Here is a 20,034-nt window from a genome sequence, read left to right on the forward strand (position 1 = left end):
GCTCCACCGCGCTCCACCCCCAGCCCGTCCCAGCCCACCCCTTCGCACAGGAGCGGCCACCTCCGATGACCACCGACGACAAGCTCCTCTCCTACCTGAAGCGGGTCTCCGCCGACCTCCACCAGACCCGCCGGCGGCTCGGCGAGCTGGAGACCCAGGAGCGCGAACCGATCGCCATCGTGGGCATGGGCTGCCGCTTCCCCGGCGGCGCCGACACCCCGGAGAGGTTCTGGGAACTGATCCGCGACGGGGTCGACGCCGTCGGGGAGTTCCCCGAGGACCGGGGCTGGGACACCGAGGCCCTCTACGACCCCGACCCGGACGCCGAGGGCCGCACCTACAGCACCCGCGGCGGATTCCTCGACGACGCCGCCTCCTTCGACCCGGAGTTCTTCGGCATCAGCCCCCGCGAGGCCCTCGCCATGGACCCGCAACAACGGCTGCTGCTGGAGACCTCCTGGGAGGCCCTGGAACGGGCCCGGATCGCCCCCGACTCGGTGCACGGCGCCCGGGTCGGGGTGTTCGCCGGCACCAACGGGCAGGACTACCGCGACGTCCTCGCCCGGATGCCGCGCGACACCGAGGCGGCGCTCGGCACCGGCGTCCTCGCCGCCGTCATCTCCGGCCGGATCTCCTACAGCCTGGGCCTGGAGGGCCCCGCCGTCACCGTCGACACCGCCTGCTCCTCCGCCCTCGTCGCCGTGCACCTGGCCGTGCAGGCCCTGCGCGGCAAGGAGTGCTCCCTCGCCCTGGCCGGCGGCGCCACCGTCATGGCCACCCCCGGCAACTTCGTCGCCTTCAGCCGGCAGCGGGGCCTGGCCCCCGACGGCCGCTGCAAGCCCTTCGCGGACGCCGCCGACGGCACCGGCTGGGGCGAGGGCGCCGGGATGCTCGTCCTGGAACGCCTCTCCGACGCCCGCCGCAACGGGCACGAGGTCCTCGCCGTGATCCGCGGCTCCGCCGTCAACCAGGACGGCGCCTCCAACGGCCTGACCGCCCCCAACGGCCCCTCCCAGCAGCGGGTCATCCGCGCCGCCCTCACCGGCGCCGGCCTCACCGCCGCCGACGTGGACGTCGTCGAGGCCCACGGCACCGGCACCACGCTCGGCGACCCCATCGAGGCCCAGGCCCTGCTCGCCACCTACGGTCAGGACCGGCCCGAGGACGCGCCGCTGTGGCTGGGCTCCGTGAAGTCGAACATCGGGCACACGCAGGCCGCCGCCGGCGTCGCCGGGATCATCAAGATGGTCATGGCCCTGCGCCACGAGACCCTGCCCCGCACCCTGCACGTGGACGAACCCTCCACCAAGGTCGACTGGGACCGCGGCCGGGTCCGCCTGCTCACCGAGAACCGGCCCTGGACCGACCCCGGCCGGCCCCGCCGCGCCGCGATCTCCTCCTTCGGCGCCAGCGGCACCAACGCGCACACCATCCTCGAACAGGCCCCCGCCGCCGCCCCGGACGAGACCGGCGCCACCGAGGACGCCCCCGCCCCCCGCACCGCCCCGCCGCTGCTGCCCTGGGTGCTCTCCGGCCGCACCGAGGCCGCCGTCCGCGAGCAGGCCGCCCGCCTCCTCGCCGTCGCCGCCGACCTCGACCCCCTCGACACCGCCCACTCCCTGACCACCACCCGCACCACCCACCGGCACCGCGCCGTGGTCCTCGGCGCCGACCGCGCCGCCCTCACCGCCGGCCTCGCCCGCCTCGCCGACGGCGGCCCCGCCGCCGCCCTGGCCCGCGCCGAGAACGGCCCCACCGCCTTCCTCTTCACCGGCCAGGGCGCCCAACGCGCCGGCATGGGCCGCGAACTGCGCGCCGCCTTCCCCGTCTTCGCCGCCGCCTTCGACGAGATCACCGACCTGTTCGGGGCGGACCTGCGCGCCGTGGTCCTCGGCACCGACGAGGACGCCGTCCACCCCACCGCCCGCGCCCAGGCCGCCCTCTTCGCCTACGAGGTGGCCCTGTACCGGCTGTTGGAGCACTGGGGGGTGCGGCCCGAGCTGCTGGCCGGGCACTCCATCGGGGAGATCGCCGCCGCCCACGTCGCCGGGGTGCTGGACCTGCCCGACGCCGTGACCCTGGTGGCCGCGCGCGGCCGGCTGATGCAGGCCCTGCCCGCCGGCGGCGCCATGATCGCCCTGCGCGCGAGCGAGGACGAGGTCCGCCCGCTGCTCACCGACCGGCTCGGCATCGCCGCCGTCAACGGCCCCCGCTCCGTGGTGATATCCGGCGACGCCGAACAGGCCGAGGCCGTCGCCGCCCGCTTCGCCAAGACCCGCCGACTGACGGTCTCCCACGCCTTCCACTCCCCGCTCATGGACCCGATGCTCGCGGAGTTCCGCGCCGTCGTCGCCGGCCTCACCCTGCACCGCCCCACCCTGCCGATCGTCTCCACCCTCACCGGCGAACCCGCCGGCCCCGAGATCACCACCCCCGAGTACTGGGTGCGGCACGTCCGCGAGGCGGTCCGCTTCCACGACGCGCTCACCACCCTCACCGCCCAGGGCGCCGTCCGCTTCCTGGAGATCGGCCCCGACGCCGTCCTCACCGCCCTGGCCCGCGAGGCCCTCGCCCCCGCCGACGAGGACGGCGCCGACCGCCCGACCGGCCCCGCCCCCGTGCTGCTGGCCGCCGCCCGCCGTGACCGGCCCGAGGTCGAGACCCTGCTGACCGCCGTCGCCCGCCTGCACGCCGCCGGCGCCGACACCGACTGGCCCGCCCTGTTCACCGGCGCCCGCACCGTCGACCTGCCCACCACCGCCTTCCGTCACGAACGCTTCTGGCCCGAGACCACCGCCGGCGCCGGGGACATGGGCGCCGCCGGCCTCGACCCCGCCGACCACCCCCTGCTCGGCGCGGCCACCGTCCTCGCCGGCTCCGATGGGGCCGTCCTCACCGGCCGGCTCTCCCCCCGCACCCACCCCTGGCTCGCCGACCACGTGGTCGCCGGCGCCGTCGTCGTGCCCGGCACCGCCATGGTCGAACTCGCGATCCGCGCCGGCGACCAGGTCGGCTGCGGCCGGCTCGACGAGCTCACCCTCGAAACCCCGCTGGTCCTGCCCGACCGCGAACCCGTCCGCGTACAGGTCGCCGTCGGCGCCCCCGACCCCACCGGCGCCCGCACCCTGCACATCCACTCCCGCGCCGAACACCTGCCCGCCGACGAACCCTGGACCCTGCACGCCTCCGGCCTCCTCACCGCCGAGGACCCCGCCCCCGGCGCCCGCCTCGACACCTGGCCCCCCGAGGACGCCGAGGAACTCGACACCACCGGCCTCTACGAGCGGCACGCCGAGGCCGGCCTCGCCTACGGCCCCGCCTTCCGCGCCCTGACCCGCGCCTGGCGCCGGGGCGAGGAACTCTTCGCCGAGGTCCGCCTCGCCGACCGCGCCGCCGCCGACGCCCCCCGCTTCGGCCTGCACCCGGCCGCGTTCGACGCCGCCCTGCACGCCCTGGCCCTGCTCGGCGACGGCTCCGACGAGGACACCGCCCGCCTCCCCTTCAGCTTCGAAGGCGTCACCCTGCACGCCACCGGCGCCGGCGCGCTCCGCGCCCGCCTCACCCCCACCGCCGCCCCGCACACCTTCACCGTCGACCTCGCCGACGCCCACGGCGCCCCCGTCGCCGGGGTCACCGCCCTGGCCTCCCGGCCCCTGACCCGCCTCGCCGGGGCCCGCGACCCCCTCGCCGACGCCCTCCTCACCCTCGCCTGGCAGCCCCTGCCCGAGACCGCGCCGGACCTCGACGCCGCCCCCGAACACCGCGTGCTGGAGATCACCCCCAGCGCCGACCCCGAGGCCGTCCGCACCGCCCTGCGCACCGCGCTGGCCGCCCTCACCGACCCCGACCCGCGCCCCTGGGCCCTCGTCACCCGGGGCGCCGTCAGCGTCACCGGCGAGGACACCCCCGACCTCGCCGGCGCGGCCGTCTGGGGCCTGGTCCGCTCCGCCCAGTCCGAGAACCCCGACCGCGCCGTCCTCCTCGACCTCGACGCGCACACCACCCCCGCCCAGGCCCTGGCCCTCCTCCCCGCCGACGAGCCCCAACTCGCCGTGCGCGAAGGCCGCGCCCACGCCGCCCGCCTCGTGCGGGCCCCCGCCCCCACCGAGGACGCCGTAGGCCCGGCCCTCGACCCCGAGGGCACCGTCCTGATCACCGGCGCCACCGGCGGCCTCGCCCCCGTCCTCGCCCGCCGACTCGCCCAGAACCACGGCGCCCGCCACTTCGCCCTCCTCAGCCGGCGCGGCGGCGCCGAGGACCTCGTCGCCGAACTCGCCGCCCTCGGCGCGACGGCCACCGTCCACGCCTGCGACGTCGCCGACCGTACGGCCCTGGCCGCCGTGCTCGACGCGATCCCCACCGCCCACCCGCTGACCGCCGTCGTCCACGCCGCCGGCGTCCTCGACGACGCCACCCTCGCCTCCCTCACCCCCGAACGCCTCGACACCGTCCTGCGCCCCAAGGCCCTGGCCGCCCTGCACCTGCACGAGCTGACCGCCGGCGCCGACCTCGCGGCCTTCGTGCTGTTCTCCTCCGTCGCCGGCGTCATCGGCGCCCCCGGCCAGGGCAACTACGCCGCCGCCAACGCCGTCCTCGACGCCCTCGCCGCCCACCGCCGCGCCCACGGCGCCCCCGCCCACTCCCTGGCCTGGGGCCCCTGGGCCGCCGGCGCCGGCATGACCGGCACCCTCGACGACACCGACCGGGCCCGCATCACCCGCGGCGGCCTCGTCCCCCTCACCCCCGAGGACGGCGCCGCCCTCTTCGACCGCGCCCTGCGCACCGACATCCCCGCCCTGGCCCCCGCCCGCCTCGACGCGGCCGCGCTGCGCGCCCAGGGCGAACGCCTGGCCCCCGTGCTGCGGGCCCTGACCGGCCGCCCCGTGCGCCGCGCCGCCGGCGCCCCCGGCGCCGGCGCCGGCCGCCTCGACCACCTCGCCGGACTCGGCGAGAACGAACGCGCCGAAGCCCTCCTGGACCTCGTCCGCACCCACGTCGCCGCCGTCCTCGGGCACGCCGGCGCCCACGGGGTCGAGACCGACCGCGCCTTCAAGGACCTCGGCTTCGACTCCCTGGCCGCCATCGAACTGCGCAACGCCCTCTCCGAGGAGACCGGCCACCGCCTGCCCGCCACCCTCGTCTTCGACCACCCCTCGCCCGAGGCCCTCGCCGTCCACCTCGGCCGCCTCGTCGCCGACACCGCCCCCGCCGCCGCGCCCCGCCGCGCCGCCCGCACCGGGGTCGACGAACCCCTCGCCATCGTCGGCATGGCCTGCCGCTACCCCGGCGAGGTCCGCGACCCCGAGGACCTGTGGCGGATCGTCGCCGACGGCACCGACGCCATCAGCGCCTTCCCCACCGACCGGGGCTGGGACCTCGACCGGATCCTCGACCCCACCCGCACCCGCCCCGACACCTCCTACGTCGGCCGCGGCGGCTTCCTCCACGACGCGGGCGCCTTCGACCCCGGCTTCTTCGGCATCAGCCCCAAGGAGGCCCTCGTCATGGACCCCCAGCAGCGGCTGCTGCTGGAAACCTCCTGGCAGGCCCTCGAACACGCCGGCATCGACCCCACCACCCTCAAGGGCAGCCGCACCGGCGTCTTCGCCGGCGTCCAGTACCACGACTACGCGGGCAGCTTCGGCACCGGCAGCATCATCTCCGGCCGCGTCGCCTACACCCTCGGCCTCCAGGGCCCCTCCCTCTCCGTCGACACCGCCTGCTCCTCCTCCCTCGTCGCCCTGCACCTGGCCGGACAGTCCCTGCGCCGGGGCGAGTCCGAACTCGCCCTCGTCGGCGGCGTCGCCGTCATGGCCACCCCCGAGACCTTCGTCGAGTTCAGCCGGCAGGGCGCCCTCTCCCCGGAGGGCCGCACCCGCGCCTTCGCCGACGCCGCGAGCGGCACCGTCTGGGGCGAGGGCGTCGGCGTCCTCGTCGTCGAACGCCTCTCCGACGCCCGGCGCAACGGCCACGAGGTCCTCGCCGTGATCCGCGGCACCGCCGTCAACCAGGACGGCGCCTCCAACGGCCTGACCGCCCCCAGCGGCCCCGCCCAGGAACGCGTCATCGCCGAGGCCCTCGCCGACGCCCGCCTCACCACCGCCGACGTGGACGCCGTCGAGGCCCACGGCACCGGCACCACCCTCGGCGACCCCATCGAGGCCGGCGCCCTGCTCGCCACCTACGGCCGAGGCCGCCCCGAGGACGCGCCGCTGTGGCTCGGCTCGATCAAGTCCAACATCGGGCACACGCAGGCCGCCGCCGGCGTCGCCGGGATCATCAAGATGGTCATGGCCCTGCGCCACGAGACCCTGCCCCGCACCCTGCACGTGGACGAACCCTCCACCAAGGTCGACTGGGAGGCCGGACAGGTCCGCCTCCTCACCGAGGCCCGCCCCTGGCCCCGCGCCGACCGCCCCCGCCGCGCCGGCGTCTCCTCCTTCGGCATCTCCGGCACCAACGCCCACGTCATCCTCGAACAGGCCCCGGCCCCCGCGCCCGCCCCCGCGCCCGTCGAGACCCCCGACCCGGCCGTGCCCTGGACCCTCAGCGCCAAGACCCCCGCCGCCCTCGCCGGCCAGGCCGCCGCCCTCCTCGCCCACCTCGACACCCACCCCGAGCTCGCCCCCGACGACCTCGGCTGGTCCCTGGCCACCACCCGCGCCCGCTTCCCGCACCGCGCCGCCCTGACCGCCGCCGACCCGACCGAACTCCGCGAGGCCCTCACCGCCCTCGCCGAGGGCGCCGGCCACCGCGCCCTCGCCCAACACACCGCCGGCGGCCGGATCCGCCCCGTCCTCGTCTTCCCCGGCCAGGGCTCCCAGTGGTCCGGCATGGCCGCCGAACTCCTCGACACCTCACCCGTGTTCGCCGCCCGCATAACCGCCTGCGCCGAGGCCCTGCGTCCCCACATCGACTGGGACCCGGCCACCGAACTGCGCGGCGACCTCGACCGCGTGGACGTGGTCCAACCCCTGCTGTGGGCCGTCATGGTCTCCCTCGCCCACACCTGGACCGCCTACGGGATCACCCCCGCCGCCGTCATCGGCCACTCCCAGGGCGAGATCGCCGCCGCCTGCGCCATCGGCGCCCTCAGCCTGGAGGACGGCGCCCGCGTCGTCGCCCTGCGCTCGCGCGCCATCGCCGAGGAACTCTCCGGCACCGGCGGCATGATGTCCGTGGCCGAGGCCGCCGACACCGTCCGCGCCCGCCTCGACGCCTGGGCCGGCCGGCTCTCCGTCGCCGCCGTCAACGGCGCCGCCTCCACCGTCGTCGCCGGCGACCCCGACGCCCTCGACGAACTGCGCGCCGCCCTGCGCGCCGACAAGGTCCGCGCCAAACGCCTCCCCGTGGACTACGCCTCCCACAGCGCCCACGTCGAGCGCCTGCGCGAACGCCTCGCCCGCGACCTCGCCGGCCTGACCCCCCGCACCGCGGACGTGCCCTTCCTGTCCACCGTCACCGGCGGGGCCCTCGACACCGCCCGCCTCGACGCCGAGTACTGGCACACCAACCTGCGCTCCACCGTCCTGTTCGAACAGGTCGTGCGCGGCGCCGTCGACGCCGGCCACACCCTCTTCATCGAGTGCAGCCCCCACCCCGTGCTCACCCTCGGCATCCAGGAGACCGCCGAGACCGCCACCGCCCTGGGCACCCTGCGCCGCGACGAGGGCGACCGCGCCCGGCTCCTGACCGCCGTCGGCGAGGCCCACGCGGCCGGCGCCGCCCTCGACTGGACGGCCGTCGCCGAGGGCCGCGCCCCCCGCCGGGTCCCGCTGCCCGGCTACTCCTTCCAACGCGAGACCTACTGGCTCGACAGCACCACCGGCTCCGCCGACGTCACCGCCGCCGGCCTCGACCCCGCCGACCACCCCCTGCTCGGCGCCGCCGTGGTCCGCGCCGACGACGAGGGCGCCGTCCTCACCGGCCGGATCTCCGCCGCCGGCCAGCCCTGGACCGCCGACCACACGATCGCCGGCCGGCTCCTCTTCCCCGGCACCGGACACCTCGAACTCGCCCTGCGCGCCGGCGACCAACTCGGCTGCGGAGACCTCGCCGAACTCACCCTGCACGCCCCGCTGGTCCTGCCCGAGCAGGGCGCCGTCCGCCTCCAGGCCGTCGTCGGCGCCCCCGACGGCGACACCCGCCCCGTCACCCTGTGGTCCCGCCCCGACACCGACGAGGACGCCCCCTGGACCCGGCACGCCGACGGGCTCCTCGCCCCCACCGGCACCCTCGGCGCCGCCCCCGAACACCTCACCGCCTGGCCCCCGCCCGGCGCCGAACCCGTCCCCCTCGACGAGCACTACGGCGACCTCGCCGCCCTCGGACTCGACTACGGGCCCACCTTCCAGGGGCTGCGCGCCGCCTGGCGCACCCCCGAGGCCCTGTGGGCCGAGATCGTCCTGGACGCCGACCCCGACCGCTTCGGCCTGCACCCCGCCCTCGCCGACGCCGCCCTGCACACCATCGGCCTCACCGACGCCGCCGGCGACGGCACCCCGCTGCTGCCCTTCGTCTGGTCCGGGGTCCGCCTGCACGCCACCGGCGCCGCCGCCCTGCGGGTCCGCGTCACCCCCACCGGCCCCGGCACCGTCGCCCTGCTCCTGGCCGACCCCACCGGCGCCCCCGTCGCCACCGTCGACTCCCTCACCCTGCGCCCGCTGCGCGCCGAGACCCTCGCCGACGCGGCCGGCGCCGGCCGGGGCGGGCCCGCCGGCGCCCTGTACCGCGTCGAACACCGGCCCGTCCCCACCCCCGCCGTCCCCACCGGGCCCGCACCCGAGGGCGCGTTCGCGGTCCTGCGCGCCGGCTCCGGCCACGACGCGGCCGCGACCCGCGCCGCCGTGGACACCGCCCTGGACCGGCTGCGCACGGCCCTCGCCGAACCCGAGGCCGGCCCGCTGCTCGTGGTCACCGGCACCGACCCGGCGGGCGCGGCCGTCGGCGGCCTGGTCCGCACCGCCCAGAACGAGAACCCCGACCGCTTCGTCCTGCTCACCACTGACCTCGCCCCCGGAGCCGAACCCGACCCGGCCCGCCACGCCGAGGCCCTCGCGCTGGGCGAACCGCACCTGGTGCTCCGCGAGGACGCCTGGCACCTGCCGCGCCTGGTCCGCGCCGACACCCCCGCGCCCGAGACCACGTCCCAGACCGCGCCCGGCCTGCGGCTCGCCGACGGCACCGTGCTGCTGACCGGCGCCGGCGGCGCCCTCGGCGGGCTCGTCGCCCGCCGGCTCGTCACCGAACACGGGGTCCGCCGGCTGCTGTTGCTCGGTCGCGGCGGGGTCCGCCCCGAACTCCTCGCCGAGCTCACCGCCCTCGGCGCCGAGGTCACCGACGCCCGCTGCGACGTCGCCGACCGCACGGCCCTGGCCGCCGTCCTCGACGCGATCCCCGCCGACGCGCCGCTGACCGGCGTCGTGCACGCGGCCGGGGTCCTCGCCGACGGCACCCTGGCCTCCCTCACCCCCGAGCACCTCGACACCGTCTTCCGCCCCAAGATCGACGGGGCCTGGCACCTGCACGAACTCACCGCCGGTCACGAGCTCGCCGCGTTCGTGCTGTTCTCCTCCGCCGCCGCCACCCTCGGCTCGCCCGGCCAGGGCAACTACGCCGCCGCCAACGCCTACCTCGACGCCCTCGCCGCCCACCGCCACGCCCTCGGCCTGCCCGCCACCTCCCTGGGCTGGGGCCTGTGGGCCCAGGACGGCGGCATGACCGACACCCTCGACGCCGGCGACCGCGGCCGCATCGCCCGGGGCGGCGTCGCCCCCCTCGACACCGACGAGGGCCTGGCCCTGTTCGACGCGGCCCTGCGCTCCGACACCCCCGCCCTGGTCCCCGTGAAACTCGACCTCGCGGCCCTGCGCGCCCAGGGCGAGGAGCTCGCGCCGCTGCTGCGCGCCCTCGTCCCGATCCGCCGCACCGCCGCCGCCGGCCGCGCCGCCCAGGGCTCCGACGCCCTGCGCGAACGCCTCGCCGCCCTCACCGAGACCGAACGCGCCGGCCACCTCACCGACCTCGTGCGGGCCCGCGCCGCCGCCATCCTCGGCCACCGCTCCGGCGAGGACGTGGGCCGCACCACCGCCTTCAAGGAACTCGGCTTCGACTCCCTGGCCGCCGTCGACCTCCGCAACGCCCTCAACGCCGCCACCGGACTGCGCCTGCCCGCCACCCTCGTCTTCGACCACCCCACCCCCGAGGCCCTGGCCGCGCACCTGCTCGCCGCGCTCACCGACACCCTCGACGCGACCCCCGCCCGCCCCGCCGCCGGCCCGGCCCGACCCGCCGCCGACGAGCCGATCGCCATCGTCGGCATGGCCTGCCGCTTCCCCGGCGACATCGACTCGCCCGAACGCCTGTGGACCCTGCTCGCCGAAGGCCGCGACACCGTCGGCGAGTTCCCCACCGACCGCGGCTGGGACCTCGACACCCTCCACGACCCCACCCTCGACCGCCCCGGCACCACCTACACCCGCCACGGCTCCTTCCTCCACGACGCCGCCCACTTCGACCCCGCCTTCTTCGGCATGGACGAGGACGAGGCCCTGGTCACCGACCCGCAACAGCGGATCCTGCTGGAGACCTCCTGGGAGGCCCTGGAACGCGCCTCCATCGACCCGGCCACGCTGCGCGGCTCCGACACCGGAGTCTTCGCCGGCGTCATGTACCACGACTACTTCGGCTCCTTCGGCTCCGGCAGCGTGGTCTCCGGCCGCGTCGCCTACACCCTCGGCCTCGAAGGCCCCACCCTCTCCGTGGACACCGCCTGCTCCTCCTCCCTCGTGGCCCTGCACCTGGCCGCCCAGGCCCTGCGCCAGGGCGACTGCTCCCTCGCCCTGGCCGGCGGGGTCAGCGTGATGGCCACCCCCGGCACCTTCGTCGAGTTCAGCAAGCACCGCGGCCTGTCCCGCGACGGCCGGGTCCGCGCCTTCGCCGACGCCGCCGACGGCACCGGCTTCGGCGAGGGCGCCGGCGTGCTCCTCCTCGAACGCCTCTCCGACGCCCACCGCAACGGCCGCCGGATCCTCGGCGTGATCCGCGCCACCGCCGTCAACCAGGACGGCGCCTCCAACGGCCTCAGCGCCCCCAACGGCCCCGCCCAACAGCGCGTCATCCGCCGCGCCCTGAGCACCGCCGGCCTCACCGCCGCCGACGTGGACGCCGTCGAGGCCCACGGCACCGGCACCACGCTCGGCGACCCCATCGAGGCCCAGGCCCTCATCGCCACCTACGGCACCGGCCACACCGAGGAAGACCCGCTGTGGCTCGGCTCCGTCAAGTCCAACCTGGGCCACACCCAGGCGGCGGCGGGCGTCGCCGGCGTCATCAAGATGGTCCTCGCGATGCGGCACGCCACCCTGCCCGCCACCCTCGGCGTGGACCGGCCCTCCCGGCACGTCGACTGGGACGGCAGCAACGTGCGCCTGCTCACCGAGGCCCGCCCCTGGCCCGAACGGGACCGGCCGCGCCGCGCCGGCGTCTCCTCCTTCGGCATCTCCGGCACCAACGCCCACGTCATCGTCGAGGCCGCCCCCGCACCCGCCCCGGCCCCCGCCGAGGCGCTCGACACCCCGGCCGAAGGCCCCGTGCCCTGGCTGCTGTCCGCCCACACCCCGGCCGCCCTGCGCGCCCAGGCCCACCGGCTCCTCGACCACCTCGACGCCGCCCCCGACACCGACCCCCACCAGCTCGCCGGCGCCCTCGCCGGCGCCCGCACCGCCCTCGCCCACCGCGCCGCCGTCCTCGGCCACACCCGCGAGGAACTCCTCGCCGGCCTGACCGCCGTCGCCGCCGGCCGCACCCCCGCCCTCGGCGCGGTCGCCGCCGCCCGCGACTCCCGGCTCGCGTTCCTCTTCTCCGGCCAGGGCTCCCAACTCCCCGACATGGGCCGCCGCCTCGCCGAGACCCACCCCGTGTTCGCGGCCTCCCTCGCCGAGACCGCCGCGCACCTCGATCCCCACCTGCGGCTGCCGCTGGCCGAGGCGCTGGCCTCCGCCGAACTCCTGGACCGCACCGAGTTCACCCAACCCGCCCTGTTCGCCGTCGAGGTCGCCCTGTTCCGGCTCCTCGAACACCACGGGGTCCGACCCGACGTGCTCATCGGCCACTCCGTCGGCGAACTGGCCGCCGCGCACGTCGCCGGGGTCCTCGACCTGCCCGACGCCTGCGCCCTCGTCGCCGCGCGCGGCCGACTCCTCCAGGCCCTCCCGGCCGGCGGCACGATGATCGCGATCCACGCCGGCGAGGCCGAGGTCCGCGCCCTGCTCCCCGAGGACGGGGCCGTGGACGTGGCCGCCGTCAACGGCCCCGCCTCCGTGGTCGTCTCCGGCGACACCGAGGCCACCCGGGCGCTGGCAGCCCGCTTCCCCCGCACCCGGGAACTCGCCGTCAGCCACGCCTTCCACTCGGCCCGCGTCGAACCCGCCCTGGCCGCGTTCCGGGAACACGCCGAGGCCGTCACCCACCACCCCGCCCGCATCCCGATCCTCTCCACCCTCACCGGCGCCCCCACCACCCCCGAGCAGCTCGCCGACCCCGAGCACTGGGTGCGGCACGTCCGCGAGGCCGTCCGCTTCGCCGACGCCGTCACCGCCGCCCACGACGGCGGGGTCCGCCACTTCGTCGAGATCGGCCCCGGCACCGCCCTCACCACCGCCGCCCGCGGCTGCCTGCCCGAGGACACCGACACCCTCGTCCTGCCCGCGCTGCGCGCCGACCGGCCCGAGGACACCGCCCTGCTCACCGCGCTGGCCGCCCTCCACGCCCACGGCGCGCCCGTGGACTGGACCGCCCTGTTGCCCCACCGCGACGCCGCCGACCTGCCCACCTACGCCTTCCAGCGCACCGCCTACTGGATGCCCGCCGACACCGGCCCGGCCGGCGCCGGCGCCGGACACCCCCTGCTCGGCACCGCCGTCACCCTCGCCGACACCGACGCCACCCTGCACCTGGGCCGGCTCTCGCTCGCCGAACACCCCTGGATCGGCGACCACCGCGTCGGCGGCCTCCCGCTGCTGCCCGGCGCCGCCCTCGTCGAGATGGCCCACGCCGCCGGCGCCCCCCTGGGCACCCCCGTCGTCGACGAACTCACCCTCGTCGAACCCGTGGTCCTCCCCGAGACCGGCACCCTGCGCCTCCAGGCGTCCGTCGGCGCCCCCGACGCCCACGCCGGCCGCCCCTTCCGCGTGCACACCACCACCGGCGAGGGCGGGCCCTGGACTCTGCACGCCACCGGCACCCTGCGCGCCCCCGACCCCACCCCCCGCACCGGCCCCGACCTCACCACCTGGCCCCCGCCCGGCGCCGAACCCGTCGACCCCGAACGCCTCGCCGCCCACTACGGGAACCTCGCCGAGGCCGGCGCCGACTACGGCCCCCGCTTCCGCGGCCTGCGCGCCGCCTGGCACGACCCCGCCGCCGACACCGTCTGGGCCGAGATCGCCCTCCCCGCCCCCGGCGAGGGCCACACCCTGCACCCGGCCCGCCTCGACGCCGCCCTCCACGCCATCGGCCTGCGGCCCACCGCCGGAGACCGGCTCGCCCTGCCCTTCGCCTGGCACGGGGTCGAACTGCGCGCCGACGCCGGCCCCACCCTCCGGGTCCGCATCGCCCCCACCGGCCCGGGCGCCGTCTCCGTGGACCTCGCCGACGCGCAGGGCCGGTTCGTGGCCCGCGTCGACTCCCTCGCCCTGCGCGAGATCGACCCCGACCGGCTCGCGGCGGCCGCCGCCGGCGCCCACGACACCCTCTTCACCCCCCACTGGACCCCCCTCACCACCCCCGGCGACCCCACCCCCGCGCACTGGACCGTGCACCCGCCCGAGACCGACCCCGCCGACCCCGCCCACACCGACCCCGCCCACACCGACCGGGCCCACGCCCTCGCCGCCGCCTTGGCCGCCGCCGAGGACCCGCACGCCCCCGAGACCCTCGTGCTCCTCCACACCGGCCGGTCCGACCCGGCCGCCGCCCGCGCCGACCTCGGCCGACTCCTCACCCGCGTTCAAGACCACCTCACCGACCCCGAACACCCCGACCGCACCCTCGTCGTGGTCACCCGGGGCGCGGTCGGCGACGGCCCCGTCACCGACCCCACCGCGGCCGCCGCCTGGGGCCTGCTGCGCTCGGCCCAGAGCGAGCACCCCGACCGCGTGGTCCTCGTCGACCTCGACGACGACCCCGCCTCCCACCGGCTGTTGCCCGCCGCCCTCGCCACCGGCGAAGCCCAACTCCTGCTCCGCGAGGGGCGCCTGTACGCCGCCCGACTGCGCCGCGCCCCCCGCAACCCGGCCGCCGCGCCCACGCCCGTGGACTGGACCGGCGGGGTCCTGATCACCGGCGGCACCGGCGCCCTCGGCCGGCTGCTGGCCCGCCACCTGGTCACCGCGCACGGCGCCCGCCGCCTGGTCCTGCTGGGCCGCACCGGCCCCCAGGCCCCCGACGCGCCCGCCCTGCGCGCCGAACTCACCGCCCTGGGCGCCGAGGTCACCCTCGTGGCCTGCGACGCCGCCGACCGCGAGGCCCTCGCCCGGGTCCTGGCCGAACACCCCGTCTCGGCGATCGTGCACACCGCCGGCGTCCTGGACGACGGGGTCCTCACCGCCCTCACCCCGCACCGCCTGGACCAGGTCCTGCGGCCCAAACTCGACGCCGCCCACCACCTGCACGAACTCACCCGCGACCGCGAGAGCACCGCACTCGTGCTGTTCTCCTCGGCCGCCGGCCTCCTCGGCGCGCCCGGCCAGGCCGGCTACGCCGCCGGCAACACCTACCTCGACGCCCTCGCCGCCCACCGCCGCGACCTCGGCCTGCCCGCCGTGTCCCTGGCCTGGGGCGCGTGGGCCGGCAGCGGCGGCATGGCCGACCGGCTCGCCGACGCCGACACCCGCCGGCAGGCCGCCGGCGGCATCCGGCCCCTGGACGCCGACACCGCCCTCGCCCTCTTCGACGAGGCCGTCACCCGCCCCGAGCCCGTGCTCCTGCCGGCCCGCCTCGACCTGACCGGCCACGATCCGCACCGTCTCGCCCCGATCCTGCGCGACCTGGTCCGCGCCCCCCGCACCACCACCGGCGCCCCCGTCGCCTCGGCCGCCGCCGAGGCCCTGCGCGCCGCCCTCGCCCCCCTCACCCCCGCCGAACGCGCCGAACACCTCCTCGACCTCGTCGGCGAAGAGGTCCGCACCACCCTCGGCACCACCGAGTTCGACCCCGACGCCCCCTTCAAGGACCTCGGCGTCGACTCCCTGACCGCCGTCGAACTGCGCAACCGGCTCAACGAGGCCACCGGACTGCGCCTGACCGCCACCCTCGTCTTCGACCACCCCAGCCCCACCGCCCTCGCCGAACACCTCGCCGAGGAACTCGCCGACCCCGCCGAGACCCCCCAGGCGCCCCCGGCGGCCCCGGCCGCCCCCGAACCCGAGCACGGCGCCATCGACGCCATGGACGCCGAGAGCCTGATCGCCCTGGCCCTCGGCGCCGCCCCGGCCCCGGCCGACGAGACCCCGTGACGAGGAGGACGACCATGGACCGCACCCCGACCCCGAACCCCGACCCCCGCCTCGTCGAGGCCCTGCGCACCTCCCTCAAGGAGATCGACCGCCTCAAGGACCACAACCGGGCCCTGACCGCCGCCGCCCGCGAACCGATCGCCATCGTCGGCATGGCCTGCCGCTACCCCGGCGAGGTCCGCACCCCCGAGGACCTGTGGCGGCTGCTGTCCGAGGGCCGCGAAGGGCTCAGCGACTTCCCAAGCGACCGGGGCTGGGACCCCGACCTGCACGACCCCACCCCCGGCGCCCCCGGCAAGTCCGTCACCGGCCGGGGCGGGTTCCTGCACGACGCCGGTGCCTTCGACCCCGCGTTCTTCGGCATCGCCCCCCACGAGGCGCTCGTCACCGACCCCCAACAACGCCTGCTGCTCCAGGGCGCCTGGGAGGCCCTGGAGGACGCGGGCATCGACCCCACCGGCCTCAAGGGCAGCCGCACCGGCGTCTTCGCGGGCCTGATGTACCACGACTACTTCGGCAGCTTCGGCACCGGCAGCGTGGTCTCCGGCCGGGTCTCCTACACCCTCGGCCTCGAAGGCCCCGCCGTCACCGTCGACACCGCCTGCTCCTCCTCCCTCGTCGCCCTGCACCTGGCCGCCCAGTCCCTGCGCGCGGGGGAGTGCGCCCTCGCCCTGGCCGGCGGGGTCACCGTCATGGCCTCCCCGGGCACCTTCGTCGAGTTCAGCCGCCAAGGCGGCCTCTCCGCCGACGGCCGCTGCCGCTCCTTCGCCGACGAGGCCGACGGCACCGGCTTCGCCGAAGGAGTCGGCGTCCTCGTCCTGCAACGCCTCTCCGACGCGCTCCGCGAGGGCCGCCAGGTGCACGCCGTGATCCGCGGCAGCGCCCTCAACCAGGACGGCGCCAGCAACGGCCTCACCGCCCCCAACGGCCCCGCCCAACAACGCGTCATCCGCGCCGCATGGACCGCCGCCGGCCTCACCGGCGCCGACGTGGACCTGGTCGAGGCCCACGGCACCGGCACCACGCTGGGCGACCCCATCGAGGCCCAGGCCCTCCTCGCCACCTACGGCCGGGACCGGCCCGCCGGCGACCCCCTGTGGCTGGGCTCCGTGAAATCCAACATCGGCCACACCCAGGCGGCCGCCGGCGTCGCCGGCGTGATCAAGACCGTGCTGGCCCTGCGCCACGGCACCATCCCCCGCACCCTGCACGCCGACACCCCCTCCACCCGCGTGGACTGGAACGCCGGCGAGGTCCGCCTCGCCGCGCACGAGGTGCCCTGGCCCCGCACCCCCGACCGCCCCCGCCGCGCCGCCGTCTCCTCCTTCGGGATCTCCGGCACCAACGCCCACGTGATCCTCGAAGAGCCCCCGCTCGCCGACACCCCCGAACCCGCCCCCGAGAGCGCCGCCCCGGCCTGGCTGTGGCCCCTCTCGGCCCGCTCCGCCGCCGCCCTGCCCGCCCAGGCCGCCCGGCTGCGGGCCCACGCCCTCGCCCACCCCGACACCCACCCCGGCGCCCTCGCCCGCGCCCTGGGCACCGCCCGCGCCCCCTTCGAACACCGGGCCGCCGTCACCGGCGTCGACCGCGCCGCCCTCCTCGACGCCCTCGACGCCCTCGCCCACGGCGCCCCCTCCCCGGCCGTCGCCACCGGCCGGGCCCGGCCCCGCGCCCGCACCGCGTTCCTCTTCACCGGCCAGGGCGCCCAACGCCCCCGCATGGGCCTGGACCTGCGCGCCCACCACCCCGTGTTCGCCCGCGCCTTCGACGAGATCGACGCCCTCACCGGCCTCGACCTCGCCCACACCCTCGAACACGCCGACGCCGACACCCTGCGCGACACCCACCTCGCCCAGGTCGCCCTCTTCGCCCACGAAGTGGCCCTGTACCGACTGCTGGAACACCTCGGGATCCGCCCCGACGCCCTCGCCGGGCACTCCGTCGGCGAACTCGCCGCCGCGCACGTCGCCGGGGTCCTCGACCTGCCCGACGCCTGCGCCCTGGTCGCCGCCCGCGGCCGGCTCCTCCAGGCCCTCCCGGCCGGCGGGGCCATGGTCGCCGTGCGCGCCGCCGAGGCCGAGATGCTGCCGCTGCTCGACGAGCGGGTCGGCCTCGCCGCCGTCAACGGCCCCGACTCGGTGGTCCTGTCCGGGCAGGAGGACGCCGTGCTCGCCCTCGCCGCCCGCTTCGCCAAGAGCACCCGCCTGCCGGTCCGGCACGCCTTCCACTCCCCACTCACCGACGCCGTGCTCGACCCCTTCCGCGAGGTCGCCGAGGGCCTGACCTACCACGAACCGGAGATCACGCTGGTCTCCACCCGCACCGGCCGGCCCGCCGCCCCCGGCGAACTCACCGACCCCGAGCACTGGGTGCGGCACGTGCGCGAACCCGTCCGCTTCGCCGACGCCGTCACCGCCCTCGCCGCCGGCGGCGCGAGCCGCTTCGTGGAACTCGGCCCCGACGCCGTCCTCACGGGCCTCGCGCGCGCCGTCCTCACCGACCCCGACGCCCTGTGCGTCCCCCTCGGCCGGGCCCGGGGCGCCGAGACCACCACCCTGGTCGAGGGCCTGGCCCGGCTCCACGCCGACGGCGCCGGCCCCGCGTTCGAGGCCCTGCACCCCGGTACCGCCCGCGTCCCCGTCCCGCCCTACGCCTTCCGCGCCGACCGCTACTGGATCGACGCCGGCGCGAGCACGATCCCGCCCGAACTCACCGACCCCGCCCCGAGCGAACCCGCCCCGGCCGTGTCCCTGCTCGCCGCCCGCCTCGCCGGAGCCGACCGGCCCACCCGCGCGGCCCTGCTGACCGAGGCGATCCGCGCGCACACCGCCGCCCTCCTCGGCCACACCGACCCCGAGGCCGTCACCGCCGACTCCGTCTTCCTCGAAGTCGGCATGGACTCCGTCTCGGCCGCCGAACTGCGCACCACCCTGACCGGGGCGCTCGGCACCCCGCTGCCCGCCGGCGTCCTGTACGACCACCGCACCCCGGCCGAACTCGCCGCCCACCTCGCCGTCCACCGCCCCGCCGGCCCCGGGACGCCCGCCGAGCCCGCAGACTTGACCGACCCCGCCGACCCGGCGCCCGCCGAGGACCCGGAGTCGGTCACCGCCCTGGTGCGGCACGCGGCCCGCGCCGGCCGGATGGACCAGGCGATCACCCTGCTGCGGAACGTGGCCGAGATCCTGCCCGGATTCGACACCGCGACCGGGTTCGAGGCCCTGGCCGGTCCGTTGCCCGACCCGGTCCGCCTCGCGTCCGGCGACGCCCCCGTCCGCCTGGTCTGCCTGCCCTCGCCGATGGCCCTGGCCGGCGCCCACCAGTACGCCCGCTTCGCCCGCGCCTTCCGCGACCGGCGCGAGCTGCTGGTGCCGACCGTGCCGGGCTTCGCCCCCGGCGACCCCCTGCCCCGCACCGTCGCCGCGGCCGTCGAGGTGGTCCTGGAAGGGGTCCGGCGCACCGCCGTCGACCCCCGCCCCCCGGTCCTGGTCGGCTACTCCTCCGGCGGCCAACTCGCCCACGCCGTCGCCGAGGCCCTGACCCGCGAGGGCCGGCCGCCCGCCGGCCTCGTCCTCCTCGACACCTACCTCCCCACCCCGGACGACGCCGAGGAGGGCGGGGCTGACCAGAGCGAACTGTGGCGGGAGATGTTCGACGGGATGCTCGCCCGGGAATCCGCGTTCGGCGGATTCGGCGCGGCCCGACTCGCCGCGATGAGCCGCTACGCCGACCTCATCGCGGACCTGCGGCCCGGCCCGCTGAGCACACCCGTGCTCTTCGTGCGCCCCGAGTCCTCCTTCGCCGGGGAATCCGGCCCCGCCGACTGGCGCGCGCACTGGCCCGCGCCCCACGAACTCGCCGAAGTCCCGGGTACGCATTTCGCCATTCTCGAAGAATGCGCGGCCACCACGGCGGATTCCGTCGAGAAGTGGCTCGTCGGCCTCGACGGCACGGTCCCCGACGGAAACCGGCCGTAGTTCGACCGAAGAATATCGACCGGGGAATGCGGACGGGGTGTCGACGGCCGAAAGGCATCGACACCCCGAACGTGTCCGTACCGCCGGCTTCACCGGCCCAATTCGCGGAAATGCGCCATCCACGCGGTCAACTCGCACGACAGGTTGGCCGGATCGAGCCCCCACTGCCCGGCCAGGTCCAGCGTCGCGGCCTCCGCCTCCCAGGCGTTCTGGCTGAGCGCCAACCACATGCTCGTCCCGCGCGGCCCGCAGTGATGGGTCCGCCCGGTGGCCGGGGCGACGAGTTCCAGACGTCCGTCGGACAACACGCGGGCCCGCAGCCCGATTTCATCGTCCATCGGCCCGTAACCCCTCGTGCGCGGCCCTGAACCCGGTCTTCCCCGCGAGAAGACCACTTGTGTAGATCACGGGATTTCCCATCCCTCGAAGATTGTCTGACGCCCTGACGTTACCTGCCGTCCCCGGGCAATGGCACTGATGCTGCCGGCACTTGCTCGGGTGGTGCCAGATGTTCGGTCGGTCCGGATTTTCCACCCCCTTGA

Annotated in this window: 3 protein-coding genes; 2 read left to right on the forward strand and 1 reads right to left on the reverse strand. The window is 77.3% G+C overall.

What is annotated here, in order from left to right:
- Positions 1-95: 95 nt before the first annotated feature.
- Complete coding sequence (locus ACN20G_RS36365; RefSeq protein WP_424217716.1) at positions 96-15,515, forward strand: SDR family NAD(P)-dependent oxidoreductase; 15,420 nt, start codon at positions 96-98, stop codon at positions 15,513-15,515.
- Complete coding sequence (locus ACN20G_RS36370; RefSeq protein WP_424217643.1) at positions 15,512-19,492, forward strand: type I polyketide synthase; 3,981 nt, start codon at positions 15,512-15,514, stop codon at positions 19,490-19,492. Before ACN20G_RS36365 ends, ACN20G_RS36370 begins: the two co-directional genes overlap by 4 nt.
- Positions 19,493-19,581: 89 nt before the next feature.
- On the opposite strand, the gene ACN20G_RS36375 is transcribed toward ACN20G_RS36370, so the two are convergent.
- A complete protein-coding gene (locus ACN20G_RS36375) occupies positions 19,582-19,830 on the reverse strand; it encodes a hypothetical protein (protein ID WP_424217644.1) in 249 nt (82 codons plus the stop codon).
- Between the last annotated feature and the right edge of the window lie 204 nt (positions 19,831-20,034).

It is taken from the genome of Streptomyces dryopteridis (assembly GCF_049606955.1).
Lineage (GTDB): Bacteria > Actinomycetota > Actinomycetes > Streptomycetales > Streptomycetaceae > Streptomyces.

Coding starts and splice junctions, on each gene's coding strand:
- ACN20G_RS36375 (WP_424217644.1), bottom strand. CDS start 19,830: ATGGACGATGAAATCGGGCTGCGGGCCCGCGTGTTGTCCGACGGACGT.